The 25,652-nt window shown below is 62.7% G+C and carries 27 protein-coding genes and 4 pseudogenes; 18 read left to right on the plus strand and 13 right to left on the minus strand.

All coding sequences use genetic code 11. From position 1 onward, the window contains the following. The first annotated feature begins 26 nt into the window (after positions 1 to 26). The 3 genes from BM013_RS39880 to BM013_RS41090 all read left to right on the plus strand — a co-directional run bounded on the left by BM013_RS39880 (position 27) and on the right by BM013_RS41090 (position 1,300). Positions 27 to 434, plus strand: coding sequence for an Hsp20/alpha crystallin family protein (locus BM013_RS39880; protein ID WP_093136247.1), 408 nt, complete (start codon positions 27 to 29; stop codon positions 432 to 434). Positions 435 to 522: 88 nt separating this feature from the next. Next, complete coding sequence (locus BM013_RS41085; RefSeq protein ID WP_143098526.1) at positions 523 to 753, plus strand: hypothetical protein; 231 nt, start codon at positions 523 to 525, stop codon at positions 751 to 753. Between the two features lie 253 nt (positions 754 to 1,006). Next, positions 1,007 to 1,300, plus strand: a complete 294-nt coding sequence (locus tag BM013_RS41090) for a hypothetical protein (protein WP_143098527.1) — start codon at positions 1,007 to 1,009, stop codon at positions 1,298 to 1,300. 183 nt (positions 1,301 to 1,483) lie between these two features. Here the strand turns inward: BM013_RS41090 and BM013_RS42095 are convergent. The 4 genes and pseudogenes from BM013_RS42095 to BM013_RS39900 form a co-directional block, all read right to left on the minus strand. After that, a pseudogene (locus BM013_RS42095) lies at positions 1,484 to 2,093 on the minus strand (IS630 family transposase); the annotation flags it as partial. 12 nt (positions 2,094 to 2,105) lie between these two features. Beyond that, positions 2,106 to 3,098 (minus strand): annotated as a pseudogene (locus BM013_RS42100) (IS66 family transposase); the annotation flags it as partial. A 76-nt stretch (positions 3,099 to 3,174) separates the two neighbouring features. Further along, complete coding sequence (tnpB, locus tag BM013_RS39895; RefSeq protein WP_093136250.1) at positions 3,175 to 3,510, minus strand: IS66 family insertion sequence element accessory protein TnpB; 336 nt, start codon at positions 3,508 to 3,510, stop codon at positions 3,175 to 3,177. After that, positions 3,507 to 3,908, minus strand: a complete 402-nt coding sequence (locus tag BM013_RS39900; protein ID WP_093136252.1) for an IS66-like element accessory protein TnpA — start codon at positions 3,906 to 3,908, stop codon at positions 3,507 to 3,509. The genes tnpB and BM013_RS39900 overlap by 4 nt, the downstream gene beginning before the upstream one ends. A 377-nt stretch (positions 3,909 to 4,285) precedes the next feature. Here BM013_RS39900 and BM013_RS39905 point away from each other — a divergent pair, with 377 nt between their 5' ends. From BM013_RS39905 to BM013_RS42315, 4 genes are all read left to right on the plus strand, one after another. Beyond that, positions 4,286 to 4,732 (plus strand): host attachment protein, encoded by a 447-nt coding sequence (locus tag BM013_RS39905; protein ID WP_093136255.1) that lies wholly within the window; start codon positions 4,286 to 4,288, stop codon positions 4,730 to 4,732. A gap of 4 nt (positions 4,733 to 4,736) precedes the next feature. Next, positions 4,737 to 4,952 (plus strand): hypothetical protein, encoded by a 216-nt coding sequence (locus tag BM013_RS39910; RefSeq protein ID WP_093136257.1) that lies wholly within the window; start codon positions 4,737 to 4,739, stop codon positions 4,950 to 4,952. A gap of 889 nt (positions 4,953 to 5,841) precedes the next feature. Further along, positions 5,842 to 5,946 carry a YgaP-like transmembrane domain gene (locus BM013_RS42310; RefSeq protein ID WP_371281900.1) on the plus strand — a complete coding sequence of 35 codons (105 nt, stop codon included), beginning with the start codon at positions 5,842 to 5,844 and terminating at the stop codon, positions 5,944 to 5,946. Between the two features lie 12 nt (positions 5,947 to 5,958). Beyond that, the gene (locus BM013_RS42315) at positions 5,959 to 6,045 is read left to right on the plus strand and encodes a YgaP-like transmembrane domain (RefSeq protein WP_371281905.1); all 87 of its coding nucleotides are present in this window, start codon (positions 5,959 to 5,961) and stop codon (positions 6,043 to 6,045) included. A 669-nt stretch (positions 6,046 to 6,714) separates the two neighbouring features. Here BM013_RS42315 and BM013_RS41595 read toward each other — a convergent pair. The 6 genes and pseudogenes from BM013_RS41595 to BM013_RS39945 all read right to left on the minus strand — a co-directional run bounded on the left by BM013_RS41595 (position 6,715) and on the right by BM013_RS39945 (position 11,308). Then, entirely contained in the window at positions 6,715 to 6,951 is a 237-nt protein-coding gene (locus BM013_RS41595; RefSeq protein ID WP_177225717.1) for a hypothetical protein, read from the minus strand. A 667-nt stretch (positions 6,952 to 7,618) separates the two neighbouring features. Further along, complete coding sequence (locus BM013_RS42105; protein WP_256221902.1) at positions 7,619 to 7,741, minus strand: hypothetical protein; 123 nt, start codon at positions 7,739 to 7,741, stop codon at positions 7,619 to 7,621. Positions 7,742 to 8,014: 273 nt separating this feature from the next. Further along, positions 8,015 to 9,238 (minus strand): chromate efflux transporter, encoded by a 1,224-nt coding sequence (gene chrA / locus BM013_RS39930; protein ID WP_371281907.1) that lies wholly within the window; start codon positions 9,236 to 9,238, stop codon positions 8,015 to 8,017. 161 nt (positions 9,239 to 9,399) lie between these two features. Further along, positions 9,400 to 10,163 (minus strand): annotated as a pseudogene (gene istB, locus BM013_RS39935) (IS21-like element helper ATPase IstB). A gap of 42 nt (positions 10,164 to 10,205) precedes the next feature. Further along, positions 10,206 to 10,766, minus strand: a pseudogene (locus BM013_RS39940) (hypothetical protein); the annotation flags it as partial. Between the two features lie 32 nt (positions 10,767 to 10,798). Continuing rightward, entirely contained in the window at positions 10,799 to 11,308 is a 510-nt protein-coding gene (locus tag BM013_RS39945) for an arsenate reductase ArsC (protein WP_093136268.1), read from the minus strand. An 804-nt stretch (positions 11,309 to 12,112) separates the two neighbouring features. Here BM013_RS39945 and BM013_RS39950 point away from each other — a divergent pair. From BM013_RS39950 to BM013_RS40000, 11 genes are all read left to right on the plus strand, one after another. Then, a complete protein-coding gene (locus BM013_RS39950) occupies positions 12,113 to 12,520 on the plus strand; it encodes a type IV pilin protein (protein WP_093136270.1) in 408 nt (135 codons plus the stop codon). Beyond that, entirely contained in the window at positions 12,514 to 13,083 is a 570-nt protein-coding gene (locus BM013_RS39955; protein WP_093136273.1) for a prepilin-type N-terminal cleavage/methylation domain-containing protein, read from the plus strand. The genes BM013_RS39950 and BM013_RS39955 overlap by 7 nt, the downstream gene beginning before the upstream one ends. After that, the gene (locus BM013_RS39960) at positions 13,080 to 14,207 is read left to right on the plus strand and encodes a PilW family protein (RefSeq protein ID WP_093136275.1); all 1,128 of its coding nucleotides are present in this window, start codon (positions 13,080 to 13,082) and stop codon (positions 14,205 to 14,207) included. Before BM013_RS39955 ends, BM013_RS39960 begins: the two co-directional genes overlap by 4 nt. Further along, positions 14,204 to 14,803, plus strand: a complete 600-nt coding sequence (locus tag BM013_RS39965) for a pilus assembly PilX family protein (RefSeq protein ID WP_256221903.1) — start codon at positions 14,204 to 14,206, stop codon at positions 14,801 to 14,803. Before BM013_RS39960 ends, BM013_RS39965 begins: the two co-directional genes overlap by 4 nt. Then, positions 14,800 to 17,868: a pilus assembly protein gene (locus BM013_RS39970; protein ID WP_093136280.1), complete on the plus strand. Its 3,069-nt coding sequence runs from the start codon at positions 14,800 to 14,802 to the stop codon at positions 17,866 to 17,868. The genes BM013_RS39965 and BM013_RS39970 overlap by 4 nt, the downstream gene beginning before the upstream one ends. A gap of 7 nt (positions 17,869 to 17,875) precedes the next feature. Next, on the plus strand, positions 17,876 to 18,436 hold the full coding sequence (locus BM013_RS39975; RefSeq protein ID WP_256221905.1) for a GspH/FimT family pseudopilin: 561 nt from the start codon (positions 17,876 to 17,878) through the stop codon (positions 18,434 to 18,436). Positions 18,437 to 18,553: 117 nt separating this feature from the next. Further along, complete coding sequence (locus BM013_RS39980) at positions 18,554 to 19,387, plus strand: DUF6502 family protein (protein WP_093136286.1); 834 nt, start codon at positions 18,554 to 18,556, stop codon at positions 19,385 to 19,387. Then, positions 19,384 to 20,748 (plus strand): DUF5666 domain-containing protein, encoded by a 1,365-nt coding sequence (locus tag BM013_RS39985; RefSeq protein WP_093136288.1) that lies wholly within the window; start codon positions 19,384 to 19,386, stop codon positions 20,746 to 20,748. Before BM013_RS39980 ends, BM013_RS39985 begins: the two co-directional genes overlap by 4 nt. 223 nt (positions 20,749 to 20,971) lie before the next feature. After that, positions 20,972 to 21,202, plus strand: a complete 231-nt coding sequence (locus tag BM013_RS39990) for a BLUF domain-containing protein (protein ID WP_093136290.1) — start codon at positions 20,972 to 20,974, stop codon at positions 21,200 to 21,202. Between the two features lie 870 nt (positions 21,203 to 22,072). Next, on the plus strand, positions 22,073 to 22,618 hold the full coding sequence (locus tag BM013_RS39995) for a hypothetical protein (RefSeq protein WP_143098528.1): 546 nt from the start codon (positions 22,073 to 22,075) through the stop codon (positions 22,616 to 22,618). A 542-nt stretch (positions 22,619 to 23,160) separates the two neighbouring features. Further along, complete coding sequence (locus BM013_RS40000; protein ID WP_093136293.1) at positions 23,161 to 23,655, plus strand: response regulator; 495 nt, start codon at positions 23,161 to 23,163, stop codon at positions 23,653 to 23,655. 151 nt (positions 23,656 to 23,806) lie between these two features. Here the strand turns inward: BM013_RS40000 and BM013_RS42110 are convergent, their stop codons facing one another. The 3 genes from BM013_RS42110 to BM013_RS40010 form a co-directional block, all read right to left on the minus strand. Further along, complete coding sequence (locus BM013_RS42110) at positions 23,807 to 23,974, minus strand: helix-turn-helix domain-containing protein (protein ID WP_256221906.1); 168 nt, start codon at positions 23,972 to 23,974, stop codon at positions 23,807 to 23,809. Positions 23,975 to 24,032: 58 nt separating this feature from the next. After that, positions 24,033 to 24,386, minus strand: a complete 354-nt coding sequence (locus BM013_RS42320) for a response regulator (protein ID WP_371281910.1) — start codon at positions 24,384 to 24,386, stop codon at positions 24,033 to 24,035. A 754-nt stretch (positions 24,387 to 25,140) separates the two neighbouring features. Then, a partial coding sequence (locus BM013_RS40010) for an AAA family ATPase (protein ID WP_177225718.1) occupies positions 25,141 to 25,652 on the minus strand: 512 nt, incomplete at its 5' end.

A 25,652-nucleotide genomic window follows, 5' to 3' on the forward strand; every position in this document is an offset into this window, starting at 1 on the left:
CGTCGAAACACAAGGAAGGATAGATCATGAACAGCGACATTCAAGCAACCGGCCGCTCGGCTCGCCAGGACTCTGGCGTTTCCGACAACGCCCGCTACGAGGCATCCGCGCTCACGCCGCCAGTGGACGTGATCGAGGACATCAATGGCATCACCTTGTACGCGGACCTGCCCGGCGTGAGCCGCGAAGGACTGAACCTGCATGTGGAAGCCTCGACGCTGACCATTGACGCAGAATCGGCCCTGAAGGTCGCCGAAGGCTTGAAGATCAGCCATACCGAAGTGGCACTCGGCCGGTTCCGGCGCGTTTTCACGCTCAGCAAGGAGTTAGACACCGAGAAGGTCACAGCCGAGTTGGACCAAGGCGTGCTGAAGCTGTGCATACCGAAAGCATCGCACGCGCAGCCGCGCCGCATCGAAGTGAAAGCCGAATGAGAGCTGTTGCGGTGGGCGGCCTCTGACGGAAGACGAGGCCACCAGCCGAGGGACCGCAGCCTCTTTTTTCCCGCCATCGTTCCGCGTCATGACCAAGACCCGCCAGCGCTCGCTCGATCTACTGCCGCCTGATCGCCCCGCACGGCGGGGTTCGGGCGGTAAACGCACGGATCAGGGAACACGGAGAGTTCTGATCTTCGACTATCAGACTTGGCTATCTCTCACCAACGGTCTGGTCGAGAAAGTCAAATTCAGTGTCGAAGACACCGGAACTCTCCCCGTGCGCGGAACTGTTCGCGAAAGAGCGTCACGCCTGTGATTTCCAAGGGCTCCTAAGCTCGAAGCGGATAGGCGCGTTTATCCGACAGACAACGGCAGCTTCGCCTATTGACGAAATGCGCAGCAGCCGTTGTAGTGATCAACGCGAATACGCAGCGACATCGATCTCACCGGCCTTCGGCGCATCGTCACCCAACTAGCCGTTTACACCTCTTATGACTCAAACATCGCCCGAAGCTCTTCCATCAGCTCCATCGTCCATCAAGCCATTGACCGCATCGATACTTCGCGCGATGCTGACCCTCCCTTTGGGAGCTCAGGCAAAGGAGCTGGCCGCGCTGGTGCACTGCGATGTCGAACAGGTTCGTCGCACGCTGCGCGCCGCCAAAGCGCAGGGACTTGTCGACGTCGAGCCGAGCGATCGAACGGGTCCCGCGGAATGGTTTCTTTTGCCGGATGGCCGCGAGCGGCTTCGACAACACGAGTTGGAAAATCCGTCAGCGATTGCCCCCGTGGGTCGACGGTATCCACCCTCGTTGCCGAACGTGCCAAACAGTGTCTTCGCGCTCGGTGCTTTCGCGCAGTAGCTCTGGTGCCCGGGTGACGGCTGTAAACGAGACGGCGGCAAGACTCCTGGCGCGCGTCTCCCATGCGCAAATTGCTGTCGCACCTCGCACATGGGGCATTCCGCGGTGCGAGCATCGGCTGCGCAATAAATGCGTACGAAGGTGGAGTTGATCATGGAGGCGGAGGCACGATCGTGATTCGGCCTAGTGTCGTGAGTTAGAAGTTCGCAGACAAAACCTCTCGACACTGGCGAGAATGTCTTCGGTAGTCTTCGACCAGACGAAGGGCTTCGGCTTGGCGTTGTTGATGTCGAGGTACTCGCGGATAGTCTGCTCGAGTTGCCGTGTCGAGCGGTGCGTACCGCGGCGAATGCAGCACTGCGTGAGCGTCGCGAACCGGCGCTCGACCTGGTTGAGTCACGACGCCGAGGTCGGCGTAAAGTGCACGTGAACGCGCGGATGCCGCGCCAGCCAAGATCTGATCGACGCCGTCTTGTGTGTGCCGTAGTTGTGCATGACCAGATGAATGTCCAGCACCGCTGGCACGCTGGCCTTGACGGTTCGCAGGAACTGCAGGAACCTCGCTGCTGCGGTGGCGGCGATGCATCTCACCGATCACCGATCCCGTGGCGAGGGCCAGGGCCGCAAACAGCGTGGTGGTGCCATGGCGCTCGTAGTCATGGGTATGCCGCTCTGGAATGCCTGGGGCAAGCGGCAGCAAGGGCTGTGTGCGATCCAGGGCCTGGAACTGGCTCTTCTCGTCCACGCACAGCACCATCGCCATCAACGGCGGATCCATGTAGAGGCCGACGATGCGCGCACGTGCCCAGCACGAAGCCTCGATGACGTTGCCGTTTGCATAGAGCTTGGCGAAGCCGGCATACGTGTCGGCCTGCAACACGCCCTTGAAGTTCTTCAGGTGCGCCTGGGGATCTTCGCCCTTGCGGTCGGGCGAGTAACGCAACCACGCCGCTGGCGCGTCCGCGCTCGCCGATGTGCGATCGTCACGCACATAGACCCAGAGCCTTCCGGTCTTGGTGCGGCCACGCCCGGGTAAGAGCACCGCCACCGGCGTATCGTCGGCATGCAGCTTGGAGCCTGCCAGCACGTAGCGCCCGAGTGCTGCAACCAGCGGGTCGAGCAGCTTCTCGCTCTGGCCGACCCAGCCGGCCATGGTGGCGCGCTCGATCACGACGCCCTCGCGGGCGTAGATGCGGCTCTGGCGGTACAGCGGCTGGTGGTCGCAATACTTGGCGACCAGCGCGTGGGCCAGCAGCCCGGGACCGGCCACGCCGCGGGCAATGGGTCGGCTCGGCGCTGGCGCCTGGAAGATCGATTCGCACGCCACGCGGGCGAGCTTGGGGCGCACGTGGCGGATCACCTTGAAGCGCGAGGGTACGTACTCCAGTTGCTCCGAGACGTCCTGGCCGATCTGGCGCAGCCGGCCGCCGCACGCGCTGCAGCCGCAGGCCTGGCCGGCGGCGTCGTGCCGAGCATCCGACGCCTGGGGGCGGTACACATGGTTCTCTCGCGGCAAGTGCGCGGGCAGGCTGCGCTCGAAGCCTTCGCTGTTGGCGGCTTGCGCCTTCGGCGTCTGTGAGACCGGTGCAAGCTCGTGCATCGGCAAGCCTTCGATCAACGCGATTTGCAGATCGTCCAGCTGTTCGCTGGAGGCGCCGAAGCGGACTCGGACCTGACGCAGCAGCTGCACCTTGAGCTTGTCCACGAGCAGCTTGAGCAGTGCAACTTCCGCGTCGCGCGCCTGCACGACCCGCAGCAGCGAATCGACGGTGTGGGGTGCGTGGGTGGCGTTCGGCACGCCCGCTACTATGCCATCGGATCTGCCCGGAATCGACTGAGACCCGCGCGTTCAGAAGACGAATCTTGCTCGCGGTTCAGGCCGCGGGCACGGGCTGATCGGTGTGCGTCGGCATGCGCCAGTCGATGCCTTCGAGCAGCATCGACAGCTGTGCCGGCGAGAGCGAGACCCTGCCCGACACAGCCTGCGGCCAGACGAAGCGGCCGCGCTCCAAACGCTTGGCCAGGAGCAGCAGGCCCTCGCCATCGAACCATAGGACCTTCAGCATGTCGCCGCGCCGGCCGCGGGAGACGAAGACGTGACCGCAGAACGGATTGGCCTCCAGCGCCGTCTGCACCAGCGCCGACAGGCCGTTGAAGCCCTTCCTCATGTCGGTGTGGCCCGCGCGAGTGCTCGTGGGAAGGCCGATCACGCCAGCGCCTTCAGCGTCTGCAGTACGCAGCGCACGCTGGCTTCGTCAATCGTGCCGCGCAGTCGAACCCGCACACCGCCGACATCGATCTCAATGGTCCCAGCGGCTTGGCGAGGCGCCGCCACCGTTGGCGAAGGGCATGGCGCAACCGGCGCAGCTTCGATGGTGACGGGCAGCAGCATCGGCGAGGAGGTCGATGGCGCCGGCGTCGAAGACCGCTCTTGCGCGCTCAGGTGCATCCGGCGCCATGCGAACAGCAGGTTCGGGTTGATGCCCGCTTCCAGCGCGACGGCCGCCACCGAGGCGCCGAGCACCAGACTGCGCGCGACCAGCTCGCGCTTGAACATCGGGCTGTGCTCGCGCCGACGGCGCTTGCTCGGTGTGTCTTGATCGTTCATTGATGTGCATTAACAGTTCTTGATGCACACGACCGCCGTGCGCACCGAACAACCAATGCGGCTCAAAGCCATCAACAAAAACAGAGGGTGCTGAGACGACGCTTACTGCAGACGCTTACATGCAGCAGCTTCGACACCGGGCTCGTCGATGTTCGGGCCTGTCGGCGCGCCAATGCTCCGGTGCTGAGATTGCTGTCAATTGCGCGACGCAAAGTTGTCGCCGTGTGGGTCGAACCAATGGCCCCTTACGAAAGGAAGCGAAGCGCGAGGCACGCCACGCGTCGCCGGGGCAAGGAAGGAAGGTTGATCCATCGCAACCTCCGCGCTGTGTAAGCGTCCTAGTCTTCGACGCGTCACCTCTTACTGCGGGACCCACCATGAAGACCCAATGGATTGTCATCGCCAATGCAGCATCGGCACGCATCTTTCTCCGCGATAACGCCGCAGCGTCGCTCGTGCCAGTGGCAGCCTTCTCGCACGACAGGAGCCGCCTGCATGCCAGCGAGCTTGGCGCGAGCAATGGCGGCCAGGCCGCCGACAACGATCCCGGCCCCAAACGATTCGAGCCGCGCATCGACGTGAGGCACAAGGAGCACCGGCGCTTCGCGAAGGAAATCGCCCAGCGGCTGGATGCGGGCCTGAATGCCGGCGAGTACGGTTCGCTCACGCTACTCGCCTCGAATCCATTCTTGGGAGAGTTGAAGTCGCAGCTGAGCGACGCGGTCATCCAACGGATCGAAACCACGCTGAACAAGGACTTGTCCCACGTGGGAATTGCCGAACTCGAACGCCGCATCTCGGGCTCATGGTCCGCAGTGCCTTGACGCCATGGACATCGACGAAAATCAGACCTTCGACCTGGGACGCTGGCACTGCGAGCTGGAAGCCCAGCCGGCAGGGGCCTTTTTCCGGGCCGTCGCGATGTGCTGGCCGGCACAAGGAGAGCCGGTGCAGTTGCCGCAGGATGCCCAACCCTACGCCACGCGCCCCGAGGCGCTTCGCCATGCGCAGCAGCAGGCGCTGAGGTATGCGCGCCAGCATTGAGCTTGAGCGCGCGGAATGGCCGTGTAAACACGATAAAATCGATCTTGCCGGCGGCACAGTCCGAGACAGCTCGCAGGCCTGATACCCGAACCAGTCTGCGCTGCCTCGAGGCAGTGGTCAAGACCGCCATCCTTCGGCGGACACTCGAAGCATCGAGACCGTCACAGCATTCTGATCCCGCAGATATCAACGCTTCGTAGCCGTCTTGGCGCATTTCTGCCGGGACGCCGTTCACACCGCGGTCGACGAGCGCGACGGCGTCTCGCGCCATCGCCACGACGTAAGTTCAGCTTCGACATTCAAGGCAGGTTCGAATTCGCCCGAGCCCACGGGGGCCACATGTTCGACCGCATGGATCATTCGATGACGGTGCATGAGGGCCTACCGCGCACGCGGGCCGCAGAGGGGAACATCGTGCAAGGGCACGGCGAGTTGCGTCCCGAGCACGTCTGTCTGCGCTATAAGTTGATGGTGTTCGCCGCGACCGAGTTCGAGCGCTTATTCGGCGCGGTTGACAGCGCCAGTAGATTCTCGCCTCCAAGGGTCGAGTTGGGCCGGTATCAGACGCGGGGAAGCCTATGCCACGTCAAGCACAAGTCCGAGGAATCTATGCACCGTGGGGCGACTGCTTGCTGATCGCCCCCCAAGGCGACTCCAGCGACAGGGCGACGGTCCAGGGCCAGGGGCAAGCGATTCGCGGTGCAACTGACGTAGCAACTCCCGTACTCGGGAATTTTCAAGGACGTGCCGCCGCATCACCGACCGAACGTGCGCTCGAGCTCGCGAGATAACGCACCCCCCGGGGGTCGATGCCAGAAGCTTGATGCATCTCAACGTGCACTGCCGGGCATTCGTGCAAGATTCTTCCATGCCCCTAAGGAGCCGGTACATGCCATTCTTGTCGAAGAATGTCGCGATCCTCGACCGCGCGGTGCGCATCGGCGCAGGGCTGTTGCTCATTGCACTGGCGGCTAAAGGAACCATCGGATTTTGAGGCTTCATCAGCGTGGTGCCGCTATTGACGGGGGTCGTCGGCAGCTGCCCAACCTACACCCTTTCCGGCGTCAGCACCTGCTCGCACACTGAGCGCTGAACGTCGGATGCACATGCATCGCCAGACCGAAAGCGCCAAACGCTTGACCGGCTTATGCGTTCACCGCATTGTGAGCGGCAGCAGGCGCCGGTTTCGCTGGATCGTGCCGAAGATCTTCATGAGGCAATGACACTGGACTTAAGGCTTGAGGGGAACAACAATGACTAGAGGCCCGGCCAAGGGCAACGTCAGCGTGACGGTCAAGCCCTACGCACTGTGGACGAAATAGCCATGCGCCCGCCCGACCGTCCGTCGAGCAAATCCAGGACGGGAGGTTAGCCCATCCCCACAATAAAGAGTCGCGCTGTTCGGTGAAAAAAGGTGCGCCCGCCGTTGGCATATCAGCCACAGTCGTATCCGTCTCGGTTCCGATGCCGCGCCAGTTGTGCCTACGCATCGCGCCCCATGGCGCCACCGTCACCGCCCACGGCTTCGTCGTCATCCACAATTGAAGCGTGAAGCTTTTTTTGCTGGTCCAGTCCTGAACGGGCTCGCCGTCCACCGAGAAGCGTTCCGGCAGAGCAGCCCGCGCTGGTCGCGCTCATCATTTCGGTAAAAGCCCTCGATCACCTCGTGCTCGAGCAGACGCTCGCGGTTCGTGGAAAACGTGGAGCGGTTCCAGTGTTGATCTCCATACAACGCTTGGCGAAGGCAACTCCCAAAAGGAAATCAGCACTGATCCCCGTAGAGGCCTGCCGCAGCGGATCGGCCGATAACCTGCTGGTCGCGTCGCGGTGCATCAGCAAAGCGTGTGAGCGGCAGTTGATCTGCACCAGGTGACCTCACTCGAGTCAGCGCTTCGTGAACGTCCTGCAACTGCTCAGACAGTGCATTGTTCGCGCCAAGCAGCGACGGCACGCTCAGACCGAAGAGAATGGTCGGCTTGCCTTCGGCGCTCAGCGTCAAACCATGCCAGGATTAGCGTGGCGATCATGAAGACGTAGAACGCCCGGTGCATGAATCGCGCCAGCCTGTCCTGCCATTTTGGCAACGGCGATCGGATGTCAGGCGCCGCGCCGGCGCGCCATCACTCAGCAAGCCGGAGCGTGACCACCACAAGCACGCTCAGTCCAAGCACAAAGTGCAACGGCTTGAGGCTTGCGCCCAACTCGCTGCCCTGGGCGCGAGCCCACGCAACTCCATGGATGCATACACAGCGGCAAGCAGCAAGAGCATCAGCCAGTGCAGGCCAATGCCCCACGTCCCGTCACAAGGGCCATCAGCTCATCCAGTCCAGGCTGGAAAACATTCGGCATGTCAATGCTCGCGGCCGAGTGGACAAACACGGTGGCCTCTCGGCTGGCGGGATGGTCGAGCGCTCGTCAGGTTCGAACTGAACCGTCGCGCCTACCGATCGAATGCGAAAGCCGGCTCGTCTTCCCAGCCATCCTCGCGGAAATGAATCGCAATGAAAGGTTGCAGCGCTGCGAGCAACACGCCCACCAAGCCCCACCAGCCAATCTCACGGGCGATAAGACGACACGGAACGTCGCACTCGGAATGACTGATCATGAGAAGGGCTGCGCATCGAGGCTAAAGCGGCCAAAGGGCCACCCGTTTGCTGTACATCACGTCATGCGAGGTCGAACCAAAAGACGAACCATGCGCCGAGCGACAGAAGCATTGCCGCCAGCGCAATACGATGGTGCGGGAGATAAAGAATCCACTGCTGCACTCGCTTGATGCGTATTGACATGGCACACCTCATTCTGGGATCGACCACCATAATCGACGATCTGCTACGCCTTCGCCCAATGCGTGGTAGCGGGGGCGCAAGCTTACGAGCGCCGGCCTCCACATGCAATGGCTGAGTCGACCAAATCACCGAGCTGAAATGGAGACTCGTTGTGTGTCGCCAGTGCTCAATATGAAGCTACCTGAATCGCAGTCTTTCCATGCATGCACGGCAACAGGCTGTCGGACTTGCTGCCAGCAACGCGGCGGCGCTTCGCGGATGTGGGCCGTGCTCTTACATGTGAAGCAGTTGGCCGGCGATCGCGGCAAGGATCACAACGACCACCGGTGAGATCCGGGCATAAACGAGCAACCCGAACGCCGCCAGTGCGAACGCGAAGTCGATGCCGCTGTAGATGGCACTGGTCCACACCGGGTCATAGAGTGCCGACAACAGGATCCCGACGACGCCCGCGTTGACCCCTGCCATGGTGGATTGGATGTCGTCTCGCTGGCGCAAAGTGTCCCAGAACGGCAAGGCCCCCACGACCATCAGGAAGGCCGGCACGAAGATCACCACCAGAAATAGCAGACCACCGACCCAGCCTGACAGCGGCCCGTTCATCACGGCCCCAAGGTAAGCCGCGAAGCTGAACAGTGGGCCCGGCACAGCCTGCGCTGCGCCGTAGCCGGCGAGGAAGTCTGAATTGCTGATCGCATCAGGCACCACCGTGGATTGCAACATGGGCAGCACCACGTGCCCGCCGCCGAAGACCAGGGCGCCCGAACGGTAAAAGCCGTCGATCAACGCCCATGTCGCGGAGCCACTGGTCGCCGCCCACAGCGGCAGGCCCAGCAACAGCGCCGTGAACAACGTCAGGGCCACGATGCCCGCGCGCCGTGATACGCCGTAGTCGATGTGGACCGATGCTCGTTGGTGAGGCAGTTTCAACAGGCCCCAACCCAGCAGGCCGCAACCAAGGATGGCGCCTATCTGAGCGAAGGCCGACGGCAGCACCAGCGTCAGCAGCGCCGCGAAGATTGCGAGGCCAGCCCGCGAGCGGTCCGGGCACAGTGACTTAGCCATGCCCCACACGGCCTGCGCAACCACCGCGACGGCTGCCACCTTGAGCCCATGGACGGCCCCGGAGGTGGCCAGATCGCTATACCGCGAGACGCCGTAGGCGAACACAATCAGCGCCAGCGCAGAAGGCAGCGTGAAACCCACCCACGCCATGCAGGCTCCGAGCCAGCCTGCGCGCGACAGGCCTAGGGCCATGCCCACTTGGCTGCTCGCCGGACCAGGCAAGAACTGGCACAGCGCCACAAGGTCTGAATAGCTGCGATCGTCCAACCACCGGCGCCGTTGGACAAACTCGGCGCGAAAGTAGCCCAGGTGCGCGACCGGGCCGCCGAACGAGGTCAGGCCAAGACGCAAAAATGCGAGAAGCACTTCCAGCACGCCACCAGCACGTCCGGGGGTTCGCTTCAAAGTATCTGGGCTCGATGTGGATGCGATTGGCGCAGGGAGTGTCACGGGATGGAAAGGTACGTCTTCGTGCGGCGGATTCTCGGCCCTTTCAGTCGCTACGTATTCCGGCGAACGTGACCGACGTTCCCGCTCTATCGTGACCGGTCGCCTTGCGTGCTGAGTTGCGCGTTCAGATGTAGAAGTGACGGTCACGATGGGTCTTTGTTCTTCTCCTTTTGAGGCGTTCTCGCGGTCTGGCGCAATGACTCACCCGTGAGGGTGAGTCGGTGGTTCTGCTGCATCAGGCGATCAAGGATCGCGTCGGCGATGGTGGCGTCTCCGACCCAGGCGTGCCAGTGCTTGATCGGCAGTTGGCTGGTAATGATGATGGCCCTTGCTGGCCGCTCGGTCGTCGATGATCTCCAGCAGATCGCTGCGGGCTTGAGCGTCCAGCGCGGCCATGCCCCAGTCGTCCAGCAGCAGCACGTCGGTCTTGGCCAGTTGGATCAGCCATTTGCCGAAGGTCCCGTTGCCGTGGCGGATGCGCAGTTCCTCGCCCAGCCTGGGCATGCGCTGGTAGTAGGCGGAGCGACCGTCCCGGCAGGCGTACTGCGCCAGCGCACAAGCCAGCCACGACTTGCCCGCACCCGTTGGTCCCGTGATCAGCACGCTGTGGCCCGAATCGATCCAGTCGCCCAGCGCCAGACTCATCACCGCCTTGCGATCGACGCCGCGAACGGCGCGAACGTCCATGTCTTCGATGCCGCCTGTGGGTACTTCAGTCGCGCCTCCTTCAAGAGCCGCCCACGCCGCTTGTCGCCGCGCCAGTGCACCCCTCGCTCGACCAGCAAGGCCGTGCGCTCTTCGAAGCTCATGGCCGTCATGCCGGCGCTGGTGAGCTGGTCCTGCAGTCCCGCTGCATGCCCAGCAACTTCGGGCTGCGCAGTTGATCCAGGGTCGTGTTCATCATCATTGGAATTTTTTTCTTGTTCAAGTGCCGGATGCAGTCCGGCGGTCACTCGTAGTACGCCGGGCCGTGCACATGCTCGTGGGGTGGGCTGGTCCAGTTCGGCGCCGTGCTCGCGGCCGCCTTATCGCGCTCGTTGACCAGGATGGCCTTCACATGCACGCACTTCGCCGTGCCCGGCTCCAGCGCGATCTGGCTGGACGCCTCCAGGCGCTCGCGGCCGTAGCGGCGCGCCAGCGACAGCAGCCCGAGGCATGCCCGGTAGCCGTGCTCGGGGTGACGCCGCTCTTCGATCAGACGCGCCACTAGGCGGCCCGTGGCCGCGCCGATGCTCTGCCCCCCATGGACCAGGCGCTCGGGCGTCCACTCGAGATGCGTGCGGTGCGCCGCCGGCAGATAGGCGACGACGGTCATGAAGCCACCCTTGTGCGCGCTGCGCTGATGCGCGGCCACACGCTGGCCGCGGTGCAGCAGGCGCATGAGGATCCAGCGCTCCACGACCTGCACGGCCGATTCGACCTTCGCCTTATCCTGCGGATGACGCGGCCTTGCCGGTAGTACCGAGCGCGCAAAGTCCTCCACCGTGTTGCTGGCCCGAGGCTCGTAGCGGAATATGGGGCAGAAGAAGAGGACGTTGAGCATCACGGTGGCGCCTTTTCGACCTCCCCGATGTCGCGGATCACGCGCTGGATGACCATTGCGTCGAGCCGGTACAGGGGCAACACGAGCATCAGCTCGATCCGGCGCTTCAACGTGAGGGCTGTGTCCATGAAGCAGCGTCCGACGGCTTCCTTCGAGGTCTCGAAGGCTGCGGGATCGACCACGCCCCAGTGCGCGGTGATCGGCTGGCCAGGCCACACCGGACACACCTCGTCCGCCGCCTTGTCGCACACGCTCAGAACGAAATCCATCGCCGGCGCATCCGGCTTCGCGAACTCATCCCAGTTCTTGCTGCGATAGTCGGTGATGGGAACGTGCATCTTGTCCAGCGTGTCCAACGCATCCGCATTCACCTCGCCCAGCGGACGGCTGCCGGCCGAGTAAGCCTTGAATCGCCCCTTGCCCATGTGATTGAGCAGGCCCTCGGCCAGGATGGAGCGCGCGGAGTTGGCCGTGCTGGTGAACAGCACGTGATAGGTTCTTTCAGGCATGACGATATTTGTCGGTCGAGGAAGTTGGGTAAGGTTTTTGAACAAGCGCACGGCCATGTCCGGACGCAGGCACTTGAACTCGCGGCGGGCCGGCACAGGTGTTGGGAGTGCCGTCGATCGCAGTGCAAGCCTTGGGCCTCCAGGAACGGCTGCACTGTGGTCGTCAAGATGCCCAGCCGATGCACGCCTCTTGATGCAGCGAAGGCTGCCATGCTCCGAAGCGCTTGGGCGCCCATTCGATGGCCGCGCACATCGGCGTGGGGCGTCAGCGAGCGCAGCAAAGCGGTGATGCTTTGATCACGGCCCGTCTCTCATATTTCAATAATAGTTGAACTATAGAACAGACGATGGCGATTGTTCGGGCTTGCGCTGTAGAGGCGCGGGGCACACGGTGCAAGACGGATGCCACATCTGCAGCCACGCCGATGAAGGCCTGATGGGCTCGCCGATGTCGATGGCACCTCGGCAAAGACGGCTGGCACCCCTGCGGCGGCCCGCACCCACGGCGCGCGTCACCATCGGTTCTAAATTCTTTAGAAATGGCGCTATCAGAAGCTCCATATTTTGTGGAATAAAGTAGTAATTTCGTGCAGAGGGCTTTTAAATGTGATTTTTTCACATTAAGATGGGTACCGGTAGCTCTGTCTCTCTCCTCTGCCTCCCTCCCTCCTAGAGCTACCCCTCGCCCGCCTCGTGCGGGCGTTTTTTTTCCCGGTCCCAATCGAGCGTTCCCGCGTCAAGCAAAACCGTCGCACAAAAATGTGATAAATTCACATTTACATAACGACACATCTATCAGTCGCCATGACCCTCGACTCCGGACGACGACGCAATGCGGGTGGTTTCACGCTCATCGAACTGATGGTGACCGTGGCCATCGTGGCGATCTTGGCGGCCATCGCGCTGCCAAGCTACAGGCAGTACGTGATTCGTTCCAAGCGCTCGGCGGCACAGGCCCAGATGATGGACATCGCCAACAGGCAGCAGCAATACCTGCTTGCCAACCGCAACTATGCGAACAAGAGCGCGTTGACGGCCAGCGGCTACGCGTTGCCGGCTGAGGTCGCAAGCAATTACAGCTACGACGTCGTCCTGTCGGACAATGCTCTTCCCGCCTTCACTCTGACCCTGACCCCGCTCGGCGCTCAGGCAAGCGACGGGCCCCTTACTCTTGGCAGCGACGGCGCGAAGACGCCGCCCGGGAAATGGTGAAAGGCCATGCGAGCACGCGCGCCTCGCGTGCCCAGCGCGGCGTGAGCTTGATCGAAGTGATGGTCGCGCTGATCGTGGTGGCATTCGGCCTCTTCGGCCTTGTCGGCCTGCAAGCGCGCCTCCAGGCCTCGGAAATGGAGGGCTACCAGCGGTCGCAGGCACTCATCATGCTGAACGACATGGCCAACCGCATCGCTATCAATCGCCGGATGGCCGCGAGTTACGTCACAAGCACTGCGCTGGGCAGCGGAGGCGACTGTCCAGCGATGGGCACAACACGCCAGGAAGTGGACACGGCGGAGTGGTGCAACGCGCTGCAGGGCGCTGCCGAGACCGATGGCGCAAGCAAGATGGGCACGGTGATCGGTGGCCGCGGTTGCGTGCAGGACCTGGGCAACAACGAATACCTGGTCACCGTCGCTTGGCAGGGCCTGCTGCCCATCAGCGCGCCGTCCACAGGCGTGCCCTGCGGCAAGGACTTGTACAACGACGCCACGCGTTGCGTGAACGATTTGTGCCGCCGCACGGTCACCACGCTGGTGCGCATCGGGACGCTGTCATGACCGCGCGACGGCACCGCCAACGCGGGCTGACGCTCATCGAGTTGATGGTCTCTATCACCATCACGCTCGTCGTCATCGCGGCGCTGCTTGCACTGTTCTTGAATGTGAGCAACACACAGCGCGAAATGGAACGCGTGAACCGCCAGGTTGAAAGTGGGCGACTCAGCATCTTTGTGCTGGAAAACGAACTCGCCCATGCCGGTTTCTGGGAAAACTACATGCCGCAGTTCGACGACCTCACAGTCAGCGGCGTTCCAGAACATGTGCCCACCGGCGCCCTCCCTGATCCCTGCCTCGCCTATTCCGCCGCCAACTGGAACGAAGACTACAAGCGAAAGCTGCTCGACCTGCCTGTGCAGAGCTACGACGACGTTCCCCCCTCCTGCACGGAACTGCTCAAGCGCAAGAAGGCCAATACCGATGTGCTCGTCGTGCGCCACGCAGAAACATGCCTGCCAGGCACCACCAATTGCGAACCGGACACGCCGGGCGCCCTGTATTTTCAGTCGTCGCTGTGCGGCACGCAGAAGCCCTCGTCGTTTGATCTTTCTGTCGCTGGCTTCGCCGACATGCTGAGCAAGGACTGCACGACGCCTTCACCCAAACGCAAGTTCATGGCGGACATCTACTATGTGCGCGACTATGCCGACACGGTTGGCGATGGCACGCCCACGCTGATGCGATCGCGCTTCGGGTTGGCTGCAGGCGTCCTCGCGCAGCAGCCGCCGGTGCCACTGATCGAGGGGGTCGAGGGGCTCAAGGTCGAGTTCGGCCTGGACACGCTCGGCAAGACCGCGGCTCCAGTCAACTATGCCAGTGCCATTGACTGGGCCGACTCCGCCAACAGGCTCACACCGTCCAACCGCGGCGACGGCAGCCCGGACGGCGACTTCGTGCATTGCGGTGCCGTCTCGCCCTGTACTGCCGATCAGCTTGTGAACGCAGTGGCCGTCAGGCTGCACGTGCTGGCGCGCAGCACGGACATGTCACCTGGCCACACAGACACCCGAACCTACAACCTGGGCGCCGCCACGCTCGGCCCATTCAACGACCACTACAAGCGTCATGCGTTCGTCACCACCGTGCGCCTGACGAACGTGACTGGCCGCAGAGAAACGCCATGACATCGCGCACTGCCACGTTCGTGCCTCTTGCGCCTGCCATGCGCGCCCAGCGCGGCGCCGCGCTGATCATTGGCATGATCATGTTGCTGCTGATCACGCTCACGGTGACCGCAGCGTTCAAGCTCAGCACAGCCAACCTCAAGTCAATCGGCAACCTGCAAACGCGCAACGAAGCCGTCGCCGCCGCCAACCGCGCGATCGAGGAAGTGGCAACCGGATTACTCGCGCCAAATTCCGATGGAAGCGCATCGTTGACGGCGCCACAACCCACCGTGAGCTTGGTCGACATCGACAACGACGGCGTCAGTGACTACACCGTTTCGGTCGAAGCGCCAGTCTGTGTGCGGGCAACCAAAGCAGTAGACACCGCCGGCGGTACCGTGACCGGCCCGAGCGGGATCACGGGTGGGGGCTCCAGTTCCGGCTCCGGACTCGCCTCGTTGCCCGATCAATACAACTCCGTCTGGGACATCAGCACCTCCGTGACCGACGCCGCCAGCGGCGCCACCACAGCGGTTCGCCAAGGGGTACGGGCACTGCTCAACAAGGCGCAATTCGAAGCACTGTGTAACACGACGACCGGGCCGACACCATGACACAGAAGATTTTCGCGCCCCTGTGCGCCGCCGCATTGCTGGGACTGACGCTGAGGTGCTCGCACGCTGAAGACATCGACCTTTTCGTCGGCTACAACCAGGCCGCATCGCAGGCCCCGAATGTGCTTTTCGTGCTGGACAACACGGCCAACTGGAACCAGCCGTTCGCCGCCGAGCTCACCGCACTCGCCAAAGCCTTCGAAAGCCTGCCATCCAACAAGTTCAAAGTCGGCCTGATGATGTTCAGCGAGTCCGGCGGGGGTAACTCGAACAGCGACGGCGGCTATGTCCGCGCGGCAGTTCGCACATTGGACGACGGCACGAAGGTCAAGTACGGCGCGCTCATCCGCAGCCTGAATAAGCTGGACGACAAATCCAACGGCGGGAAGGCCGGCAAGACCATGGCCGAGGTCTATCGCTACTTGGCCAGCGCGGCCCCGATCGCGGGCAACAACAAACTCAAGGCAGACTACAGCGGCAACATCTACGGCACTGCCGCATCGAAAGCGGTGTACGCGTTGCCTCGCAATGCGCTGAACGCGACGAGTGGCACGACCTACCTGGGACCGAGCACGGAGAACTGCGTCGGCACCTACGTCATCTATATCAGCAACGGCGCCGCGCAGGACAACACCAGCGACAGCAAGACCGCATCGGACGCCCTGCTCGCCGCAGGCGGCAGCATCTCCCCGATCGTGCTGAGCCCCAGTGGCTCGCAGGACAACATGGCCGACGAATGGGCGCGATTCATGCAGACCAGCATGGGCGTGAAGCTGTACACCGTCGAGGCCGCAAAGGCCACCGGCGGCCAAGGTCCCGGATGGAGCGCGTTGCTCAAGAGCATGGCCACTCAAAGCCGTGGCGAGTATTACGACATCTCCTCCGACCCTGACCTGGGCGCGTCGCTGGGCGCAGCGCTGGACGACATCTTCAGCAAGATCCAGTCGGTCAACAGCGTCTTCTCCTCGGTGAGTCTTCCCGTGAGCGTGAACACTCAAGGCACCTACCTGAACCAAGTGTTCGTCGGGATGTTCCGTCCCGATCAAGATGCGCTGCCGCGATGGAACGGCAATCTCAAGCAATACAAGCTAGGCCTGGACACCGCCAATCAGCTGATCCTGCAGGACGCTGCCAGCTCCAACGCGGTGAACAACCAGACAGGCTTTGTCGCGCCCTGTGCGCGCAGTTTCTGGACACCCCCGCCGAGCGACACAGATGCCTATTGGAGCTTTCACCCATCAGGCGACTGCCTCGGCAAGGAGGCCGCGGACAGCCCCGACGGTAACGTTGTTGAGAAAGGCGCCCAGGGATACATGCTGCGTCGCTCGGCTGTGGCCAGCCGCAACATGAAGACCTGTGCGCCGGGCTCTTGTTCGACGCTCACCAGTTTCGCCGACGGCAACCTCGCCATCACCCAGGCGGCTCTCGGCGTGACAAGCACCACCGCGCGCACCAATCTGATCAATTGGGTGCGCGGGGCCGACGACAAGGGTGACGAGCGCACGGACGCGAGCGGCAACCCCATCACGTCCGCCGCGATGCGCGCCTCGGTGCACGGCGACGTCGTGCATTCGCGCCCGGTGGCGGTCAACTACGGTACCGACGCCCAGCCGCAGGTAGTTGTTTTCTACGGCGGCAACGACGGCGTGCTGCGCGCGATCAACGGTAATCGCTCGACGGCCATCGGCTCGGCGGCAGCCGGCGACGAACTCTGGTCCTTCGTGCCCCCAGAGTTCTACGGCAACCTGAAACGCCTGTACGACAACAGCACACGCATCAACTTCCCAGGACTGCTGGCAACCACCGGCTCTCTGGCGCCCAAACCCTACGGCATGGACGGCGCCGTGGCGGCCTACCGGCAGAACACGACCGCTTGGCTGTTCGCGAGCATGCGTCGCGGTGGCCGGCTGATCTATGCCTTCGACGTGTCGAATCCAGCGGCGCCGACCCTCAAGTGGCGCAAGGGCTGTCCGAACCAGGAAGATGACACCGGCTGTGACACAGCAATGGAGGGCATCGGCCAAACCTGGTCGGCGCCGAAGGTCGTCAAGTCGACCGGCTACGGGGCCGGCAACAGCCCTCTGCTAGTGTTTGGCGGCGGATACGACAAGTGTGAAGACGTCGACACTCTGTCTGCCGCCCAAACCTGCGGCGCATCAAGCAAGGGCAACCGGATCTATGTGCTTGACGCCAATACCGGCGCATCGCTTAACACCTTCGTGACGGACCGTGCGGTGGCCGGCGAAGTCACCATCGTTGTCGACAGCCTCGGCCTGGCGCGCTTCGCCTACGCGGCCGATTTGGGCGGCAACGTCTACCGCATCTCCATCGGCGATGCGTCGCCGGGAAGCTGGCGCATGACGAAGATCGCCTCGCTGGGCTGCGACACTGTGACCCCCTGCACCCCCAACCGCAAGTTCCTGTTTGGGCCTGACGTGGTGCAGGACAACGGCGTGTACGTGGTCCTGCTGGGCTCCGGCGACCGCGAAAAGCCACTGCGCTACTACAGCGCCGCGCTCAGTGTCGCCAACCGCTTTTACATGCTGGTTGACAAGCCTGCCGACAGCGACTGGCTCAACGCAGAGTCGGCGCACTGCGACAACGTCGGCGTGCTGTGCCAAGCTTCTTTGCAGGCCATCACTGGTGCGACCACGCCGACAGCCACAGAACTGGCGAACAAGAAAGGCTGGTACCTGGCTCTGGCCGCTGGCGAACAGGTGGTTACGGCTTCTGTCACGGCCTATGGTGTGACGACATTCAACACGCACACGCCGACCAATCCGAACGTGCAACAGTCTTGTCGCGCCGACCTGGGCACCGCGAACGTCTACAACGTGTCCTACGCCAACGCCGCACCACAGGGAACGGCAGGAAGGTTTCAGAACGTGGTGGGCGGCGGCCTGGCCCCTTCGCCAGTGGTGGGCCGCGTCCAACTCGATGACGGCAGCATGCGCGACGTGGTGATCGGAGCCAACCCGGACTCCTTCCTGAGTCCCAAGGGCGCCACACCCAAATCTGCATTCAAGCAACCCAAGGGGCGGGTGTACTGGTTCATTCAAAAATAGGTTCAAAGTGAGCCCACTGCACCAACGTCACAAATGCCGAGAGGGCCGAGACCGCACAGGGAGGGGCCGGCCTGCAACATCCACATGCGGCTTCACGCTGGTCGAATTGATGGTCGCACTGGCGGTGCTGGTGGTGCTCATTGCTGTTGCAGTGCCTTCGTTCGACGGCGTGCGCGTGTCAACCCAAATGAACGCCTACGCCACCTCTCTCGTTGCGGGCGGCCAACTCGCGAAAAGCGAGGCGATCAAGCGAAATGCGCCCGTGAGCCTGTGCGTGTCCGCCGACGGCGCGAATTGCGATACTTCGGGTCAATGGGAGGCGGGCTGGATCGTGCTAAGCGGGACCAAGGTGCTCCTGCAACAGCCCGCCGCCGCCAGCGGTTACCGGCTTCGCGATGCGGGCGGGGCAAGCGCGCTCACGTTCCAAGCCACCGGCGTTGGTGCCAGTCCGGCAAGCATTACCATCTGCCGGGCTTCGCCCAGCGCGAGCCAAGCGCGTGTCGTCAATATCAGTGCGACGGGGCGGACCTCGGTCAAGCGCTTGTCTGATGGCACTTGCGCCAGCTAGAGGCGGGTCCTCGGGGCGCGAGCGACCTGCACCTGTGCGCAGAAGTGCACAAACCGCAGATCGTTTCAGCCATCGCAAGAATTTTTTCAACGAGCCACAGGAGTAGACGCTCACTTCATGGAACAACGGCTTACCTGGGCTCTTGCCGCCTGTGCTCGTATTCTTCGGCCTGTGGTCAGGCTCGCGCTCGCCATGGGGGTCAAGCACCCTCACCTGGAAGAATTGTTGCGCGACGTGCTGATCGAGGAGGCGCGACGTTCATGGCACAACCAAGGCGTGCCCAACCCCAATCTGAGCCAACTCTCCGTGACAACCGGTTTGAACCGCAAGGCCGTGACCGCCAAGGTCAGGGCCATTGTCGACCCACTGCCCCACACCGAGTTGTCGGCGGCGGCCAAGACTTTCACCTTGTGGTTGCAGATGCTCACCCAAGATGCTTCCTTCCAGCGCTTGCCCGTCACGGCAGGCGATGATGCGCCCTCGTTCGAGACCGTGGCGCGCATGAGCAGCCGCGGCAATGTCCACCATCGCACCATTCTCGATGAGCTGATCCGGCTGAACATGGTGAGCGAGACCGATGGCGTGGCCGAGCTCACCACCGATGGCTTCGTGCCGGTGGGCGATCTTCAGTCGATGCTCGCATTTCTCGGTGACAACGGGCGCGACCACCTGCAGGCGGCGGTCTCCAACACCCTGGGCGAACAGCCCAGCATGCTCGAGCGCGCCGTATACGCTCGCGGACTGTCCCTGCAGGAATGCGAGCAGATCCACCGGCTGGTGCGGCAGCGCTGGTCGGCACTGCATCGCGAACTTGCGCATGAAATGTCACAGGCGGTCGAGCGCGCCCCGGTCGGCGCCAAGGGTCGCATCCGCGTCGGCATCTACACCTACTACGAGGACGAAGGCACGCCACCGCAGGCGCACGCCGCAAAAGACGAGCCCAGGAAATGAAGACGATGAATCCATACCGCCGACTCATGCTCGGGTTGCTGTCCGGCGCCGCCATCGCACTGCTGCTGTCTTGCGGCGGCGGGAGCGAGGCAGGCAATGCAATCAGCTTGGGTCTTGGCGCGAGCGGGACCCCGTCCGCGGCAGTCGGCGCGGACGCCCCGGCAGGAAACGGAACAGGCACAAGCGGCACCAGCAGTGGCTCGACCTCTTCGGATGCAGGCGGCGATACCAGCACCGCAAGCAATGGCAGCGGCAGCACCGACGGCTCCGGCGTGGGCTCGGGCGGGACTGGCGTCAGTGCGGACGCCGCGGGCATCGGCTCGGCCGACGGCTTGGGCAGTGTCATTCTCAACGGACTGCGCTACAACACAGACACCGCGACCTTCAGCGTTGAGGACGCCACGGACTTTCAGATCGGCATGAGCGCGCGCGTCGTGGGCAAGGTCGATGCCGACTTCACCAGCGGTGTCGCCACCCAGGTCGTGTCGGCCGCCGAACTGCGCGGCGCGGCCTCAGCCATCGACCTGGCCGCCGGAACCTTCGTCGTGATGGGTACCACCGTGAGCATCGACTCGGCCACTGTCTGGGGCGACGGGAATGGGCTGGGCGATGTCACGGCCGGGAACATCGCCCAGGTCTGGGGCCTTCCAAGCGCCCCAGGCAGTCTGCGCGCCACCCGCGTACAAGTTGCCCCGGCTCTGGTCGATCCGCTGGTCACCGGCACCGTGCAGAGCCTCGACACCCTGAGCAAGACTTTCATGCTCGGCCAACTCAAGGTCAACTACAACGCAGCAACGTTCACTGGCATCGATGCGCCGTCGCTTGCGAACGGCCTCATCGTGCGCGCACGCGGCGTCGCGCCACCGGTTGCCAACATGCTGGCAGCCACGAAGGTACAGGGCTGGTACGCCATTCCCGTGAGCGACGGCATCGCCGTCCAACTGGCAGGCGTGATCACTGACTTCACCTCGCGTGGCGCATTCAAGGTCTTGGGCGCGCCGGTAAATGCCAACGATGCGCAGATCACCGGTGGGCCCGCAGGCTCACTTGGCAACGGTGTGAAGGTAGAGGTCGACGGTTCCCTGTCCAGCGGCGTACTGGTGGTCAAGAAACTGCGCATCCGCAATGTGCCCGGCACCGGCGGGCCGGCCTCCTTCACGCTGATCGGCACCATAGGCGCTTACCAGTCGCCCGCCAGTTTTCGCGTGCGCGGCCAGCCGGTGGACGCCAGCGGTCCGGGCGTCATATTCGAGAACGGCACGGCTGCAAACCTGAGCGACGGCAAGCACGTGACGGTCGTGGGCGACAGAGTACTGGACGGCGTGCTGATCGCGCAGCGGTTGACGTTCGCCTCGCCTTGAGCGTGCGCCGGCAGCGCAGCGCTGAGGCGCTTGCACGGCCGGGCCTGCGGACCGCCCATCCTCGGCCATTGGTCTCGCCGTGGCTCGGCGAGGTTTGGGGGACAGGCAGCGCGGCGCCGGCACGGCGAAAGAACCATGCAGTGGTATCACCGGTGCCTTGTGCCATCTTCGGGGTGCCTACATGAAGCATCTCGAGGGTGATGAAGCGGCCATCTAATGCGTCATGGCCGCCATCACCGAAGACCAGCGGCATTGCGGCCTGTCGGTGACCGAATACCGACTCATTGCCGCACGCGCGTTTCCGCAGTGGTCGATGGCCATGCTGGCGTGGGATCCGGAGATCGAAGCCACGCTCGGTCCGCTGGCCGACATGGGGCTCTTCTGCATCCCGCCTGACGATGCGGCGCCCATCTTCCGTTCGCTCACCATGACCTCGCGCTGGAGCGTCCTCTAGGGATACTGGCAGTCAACGACAGCGCCGCTCGGCAGCTTGGCTCTCAAGACACTCGGGGTCGATGGCGCACATTGGGGTCCGAAACGGATCGGCTCAAGGGGATAGCGAGAAGGCATTCGGCATCAAGCAACCACAGCAGCAAAACGGCTCCTCATTAAGTGACCTCAAGCGAGCCGGGTCTCCTGGCTCGATCCTCTAGCACGCAGGCCGCACGTCAGATTGCGTCCCACAGCCGGAGAGCGACGAGCCTCTTGCGAAGCCGGTCGCTCGCGGTTGCAAGGGCTGTGGATTCGAATGCCAGATTCATGTGGCACAGCCTCTCTCGTGAGGGTAACGCGTGCACCCGCGACCGTTTCGGATCAGCCTTGGAATCGTCCAGTCCCAAGTCGTTCGGCTCCGCGGAGCTGCCGCCTTCCAGGAGCGATTGAATGCGAACATGCAACCCGGGCGCCCGGAAGCAAGACATCGAAAAGATCACGGATCCGGTTTCGGGGGCGTAGCGGCCTTGCGGGTGCAATTGACGTGTAAAGGCGCGCCGTCGACGAATGATTTGCATCATCGAGTTGATAACTTGACATTCAGCAGACATCGCAGGTGCCAAACGGACAGCGCGTCGGATCAAGTCCGAGTGAAGGTTCGACCTTCAGGCCATGCGCGCCCGGCGCAGCCGCTGCCGCCCTCCATCAGTCAGTCAGCGCCGACGGGCGCGTCCCGCCGGTCTATTGCTGACACCGGCGATGCGTCGGAGACAAACATGACGTGTTCCGGACGAAATAAAACGGGTCCATGTGATAAATTCACATTCAATCAGAAGCACTAGCAAACAACTTATTTCGCGCTGCCACCCGGTCACAACGAGCAACGATGCCCATGAACTTCTTGATTGACCTCGCACAGGGGCCCCCAAACTTGACCACGCGCGCACACGAGCCGGGGCATGTCGCCGTTTTAGAAGCGACTGGCCTGATTGAAGCCACACTCGACATTCCACCCGCGCCCCCGCGTTGCGCGAGGAGCGCTTTTGTGCGTCCAAGCACGAAGGAGCGCGAGCAGGAGATAGCGGCGGCGACCGGCCGCAAGTCCGCCACGGCTGACTGGCATCACCGGAACTGCTTGGCATTGGAATATCTCCATATTCTTGAAAAGGCAGATTTCCCTGTGATCGTTAAGCAGAAGGAGGAATTCGAGAGCGCGGCCATGCTGCTAGGAGCGGGCTTGATCCACGGCGTTGTTCAGGAGCACGTGAGGCCGAGCGTCATTCGAGGACTCACCGAGGTCGGGCGCGAATTCTTCTCGCGCCGGTACGGTAAGGCAGCAATTGCTCGAGCGCCCAGTTCTCGAGCCGTCCAGCAGCACCAAACGAACGATTTTCTTGCTCCGGGATGGCGGCCTGAGCAGAGCGCGCTGGCTGCTTGACTCCTGCGTCGCATGACCATTGATTTTGCATGGGCAACGTATACGCACCCGGCGTGGATTGCTGCAGTCTCGGCTGGCGAGTCCGCAATTCGCACAGTTGCCAGGCAGTTGCGCTGCACGGCGCACTCGCACATCCATTCCGCCGAGCACCTGGAAGGTCGGTCGCCGGCTCGGCCTGGACTTCGCCGCGATCCTGTCCGCGCTGGTCGACACGTTGATCGTTGCACCACTGGACATCGAGGGGATCGCCGCATGAAGGCATGCCTTCGAGAGCGGAAGCTTTTCTCAACGGGGATCGCAGGCATCGTTGCCCTGATCAAGTCATCCGAGCCAAGCCCCGCCCGCTTCAAGAGCGTCCCAGTGGCCCTGTCCTGCGGGGAGGGCAACGGGGAGGAATTCCGACGGGAGGTCCTTGACCCTCAGCCCATCACCACCGACGCCGCCTCAATAACGCAAACGAAGCTCGGCCTCCTCGTGCTGGACTTCAGTATGCCGTCACTGACGAGACATTTCAGCGCAGCGCCATCCTTGGAGGCATTCGTATGTTGCTTTCCGCAGTACTCATCGAAGACAGCAAGACCATCAGAGACAGCTTGATCCCGGCATTGCGCGACATGGCCAGTGTGCAAGTGATCGCCGTTGCGGAGACGGCCAACGACGCAGCGGCGACCCTGGACGGACTGTGCGAATCATGGCAACTCGCCGTGGTTGACCTCTTCTTGCGCGAGGGCTCTGGCTTGGACGTGCTGCGCTCGATCCAGCGCCGCTTGCCACATCAACGCGTCGCCGTTCTGACGAATTACCCGACCTCGGAGATGCGCGAACGCACGATGGGACTTGGCGCGGACGTTCTTTTCGACAAATCCACAGAGCTGGAGCAGTTCTTTAATTGGTGCAACCAGATTCGCTTGGTGCATCCCGCGAGCGGCGCCGCCCATCGCACAACGCAGCTGCGCCTGCCGTCGAGGCCAGCCCCCTCTTTCCGGGCCGATGCTGCTTTCACTCACGGTCCCGTTCAGATCAATTGGTATCGTTGACGACGCAGCATCGATTCCAGATCGCCAGCCGAGGCCGTGCGCCATTCGCCGCCATGCTCGAAAGCCGCCGCACCAGTTGCTCCGTCGATCGGAAGCGGAATTCGAGCGTGTGGATTCGTTGGCACTGACCACGGCCAACAACGCCACGTGACTAGCAGATTTCCGCCTGGTCTGATCTCTCGGTTCGATCTTCGAGCACATAGGCCGCACCGCGAACCGTGTGCAGAAGCTTCACGTCAGAAGGGGCGTCCAGCTTTCTTCGAAGGCGTCCGATGGTGACTTCAAGCCTGGTGGAATTGCCATCAAACCCATGTTTCACACCTGCGCCGCGAGCAAGGCATGCGAAACAATCTGACCGTGCCGCTGTAGGTGCTTCGTCAGCAATGAAAACTCTTTAGGCGAAAGCTTTCAGCGTCGTTCGATTGCGCGCGCATATATGGTTCTCGAGATCGACCACGAGGTCGGCCAACCTCAGCTGCGTAGGTTGTCGCCCTACCGGATTCCGAGAGCGCTTGAAGGCGAACAAACAACGTCAGAACAGAAAACGGCATCGCCAGGTAGTCGTCCGCACCCGATTGCAGTCTATGGATCCGGTCTGCGACCTTGTCACGCGCGGTAAGCATCAGTACTGGAACACTGGAGACACGCCTGATAGCCTGCAGAAGACCAAGGTCGATGCTCACAAGCTTCAGATCGAGTAGCACCGCGACGTAGTGTCCCCCGATCGCCAGATATCGTCCCTCGACGCTGTCACGAGCAAGGTCGACATCATGTCCATGCCCTCGAGGGCCTCCTGGATCATGTCGGCGAGCATTGGATCGTCTTCAATGAGCAGCATCCGCATGTCATTGCCCTAGCCAAAGACTGAGCAAACAACCATGAGACGAACGCCAGATTGACAATTTCCAAGAGGCTGCCGGAACATTGTTCCTCCCTGAAGGGGTTGTTCGAATATGCGGCTTTTGAAGGAAGTTTGCAAATGAAAGCGTACTGGAAAGATGACGGACAGCCTGCGCGCCAGGTAGAGCAGCTGTAAGCGCTGTCTCAAGCCGAGCTCATTCGCGATCCACGGCGCGACGGATGCTGGATTCGAGGCTGACTGTGTTCGCATAGAGAGCCGAAAGCGGGTGTCCGACCTTGGACCAGCAGCATGTCGTCGTCGCCCTCGCCCTCGCCTGCGCGCAGATCGATGTACTTATAGCTCATCGCAATGTCCCCCAGGCTTGAATGCCGCGGGCGGAAGCCGCTCAGCGCCCTCGATTTGGTCCGGCGATTGACCAGGAGCTGGGCAAAGCGGAGAGTCGGTGATTTCCGCCAAAGGCTTTGGGCCCGCATGACGCGAAATCAACGCCGCACGCTCTCTTGCGTCGACGACTCAGGCCGGTCCCCGTTTCGTCGCGCCGACTACCAAGACATGTTGACGTACTTTCCTAGCGACACCCTTGCGAAACGGTAGCGCGGAACTCGCCAACGGACATCTCTGGCTCATGCGACATGCTCGCCGACGGATTGATCGGACTTTGAGAATACAAACTTGCCGGGTGCGTGAACAACCTCGGCGCTCACACTGATCGTGTCCTTCGGCCCGAAGCTGCCGTCGAGCAGCAGTTTCGAGAGCGGGTTCTCGATGCGCTGCTGGATGGCGCGCTTCAGCGGACGCGCACCGAACACCGGGTCGAAGCCGACCTTGGCAATCTCGGCCAGCGCCGCGGGCGACACTTCCAGGCCCAGGTCCATCTTCGCGAGGCGCGCCGTGAGCACCTTCAGCTGGATCGCGGCGATCGATTCGATGTTCTTCGCGTCCAGCGCGTGGAACACGACCGTCTCGTCGATGCGGTTCAGGAACTCGGGGCGGAAGTAGTTCTTCAGCTCGTCCCACACCGCTTCCTTGATCTCTTCCGAAGGCTTGCCCACCATGGCCTGGATGATGGGCGAGCCGATGTTGCTCGTCATCACGATCACGGTGTTCTTGAAGTCCACGGTGCGGCCCTGGCCGT

The sequence above is a fragment of the Variovorax sp. OK605 genome (assembly GCF_900115445.1).
GTDB lineage: Bacteria > Pseudomonadota > Gammaproteobacteria > Burkholderiales > Burkholderiaceae_C > Variovorax.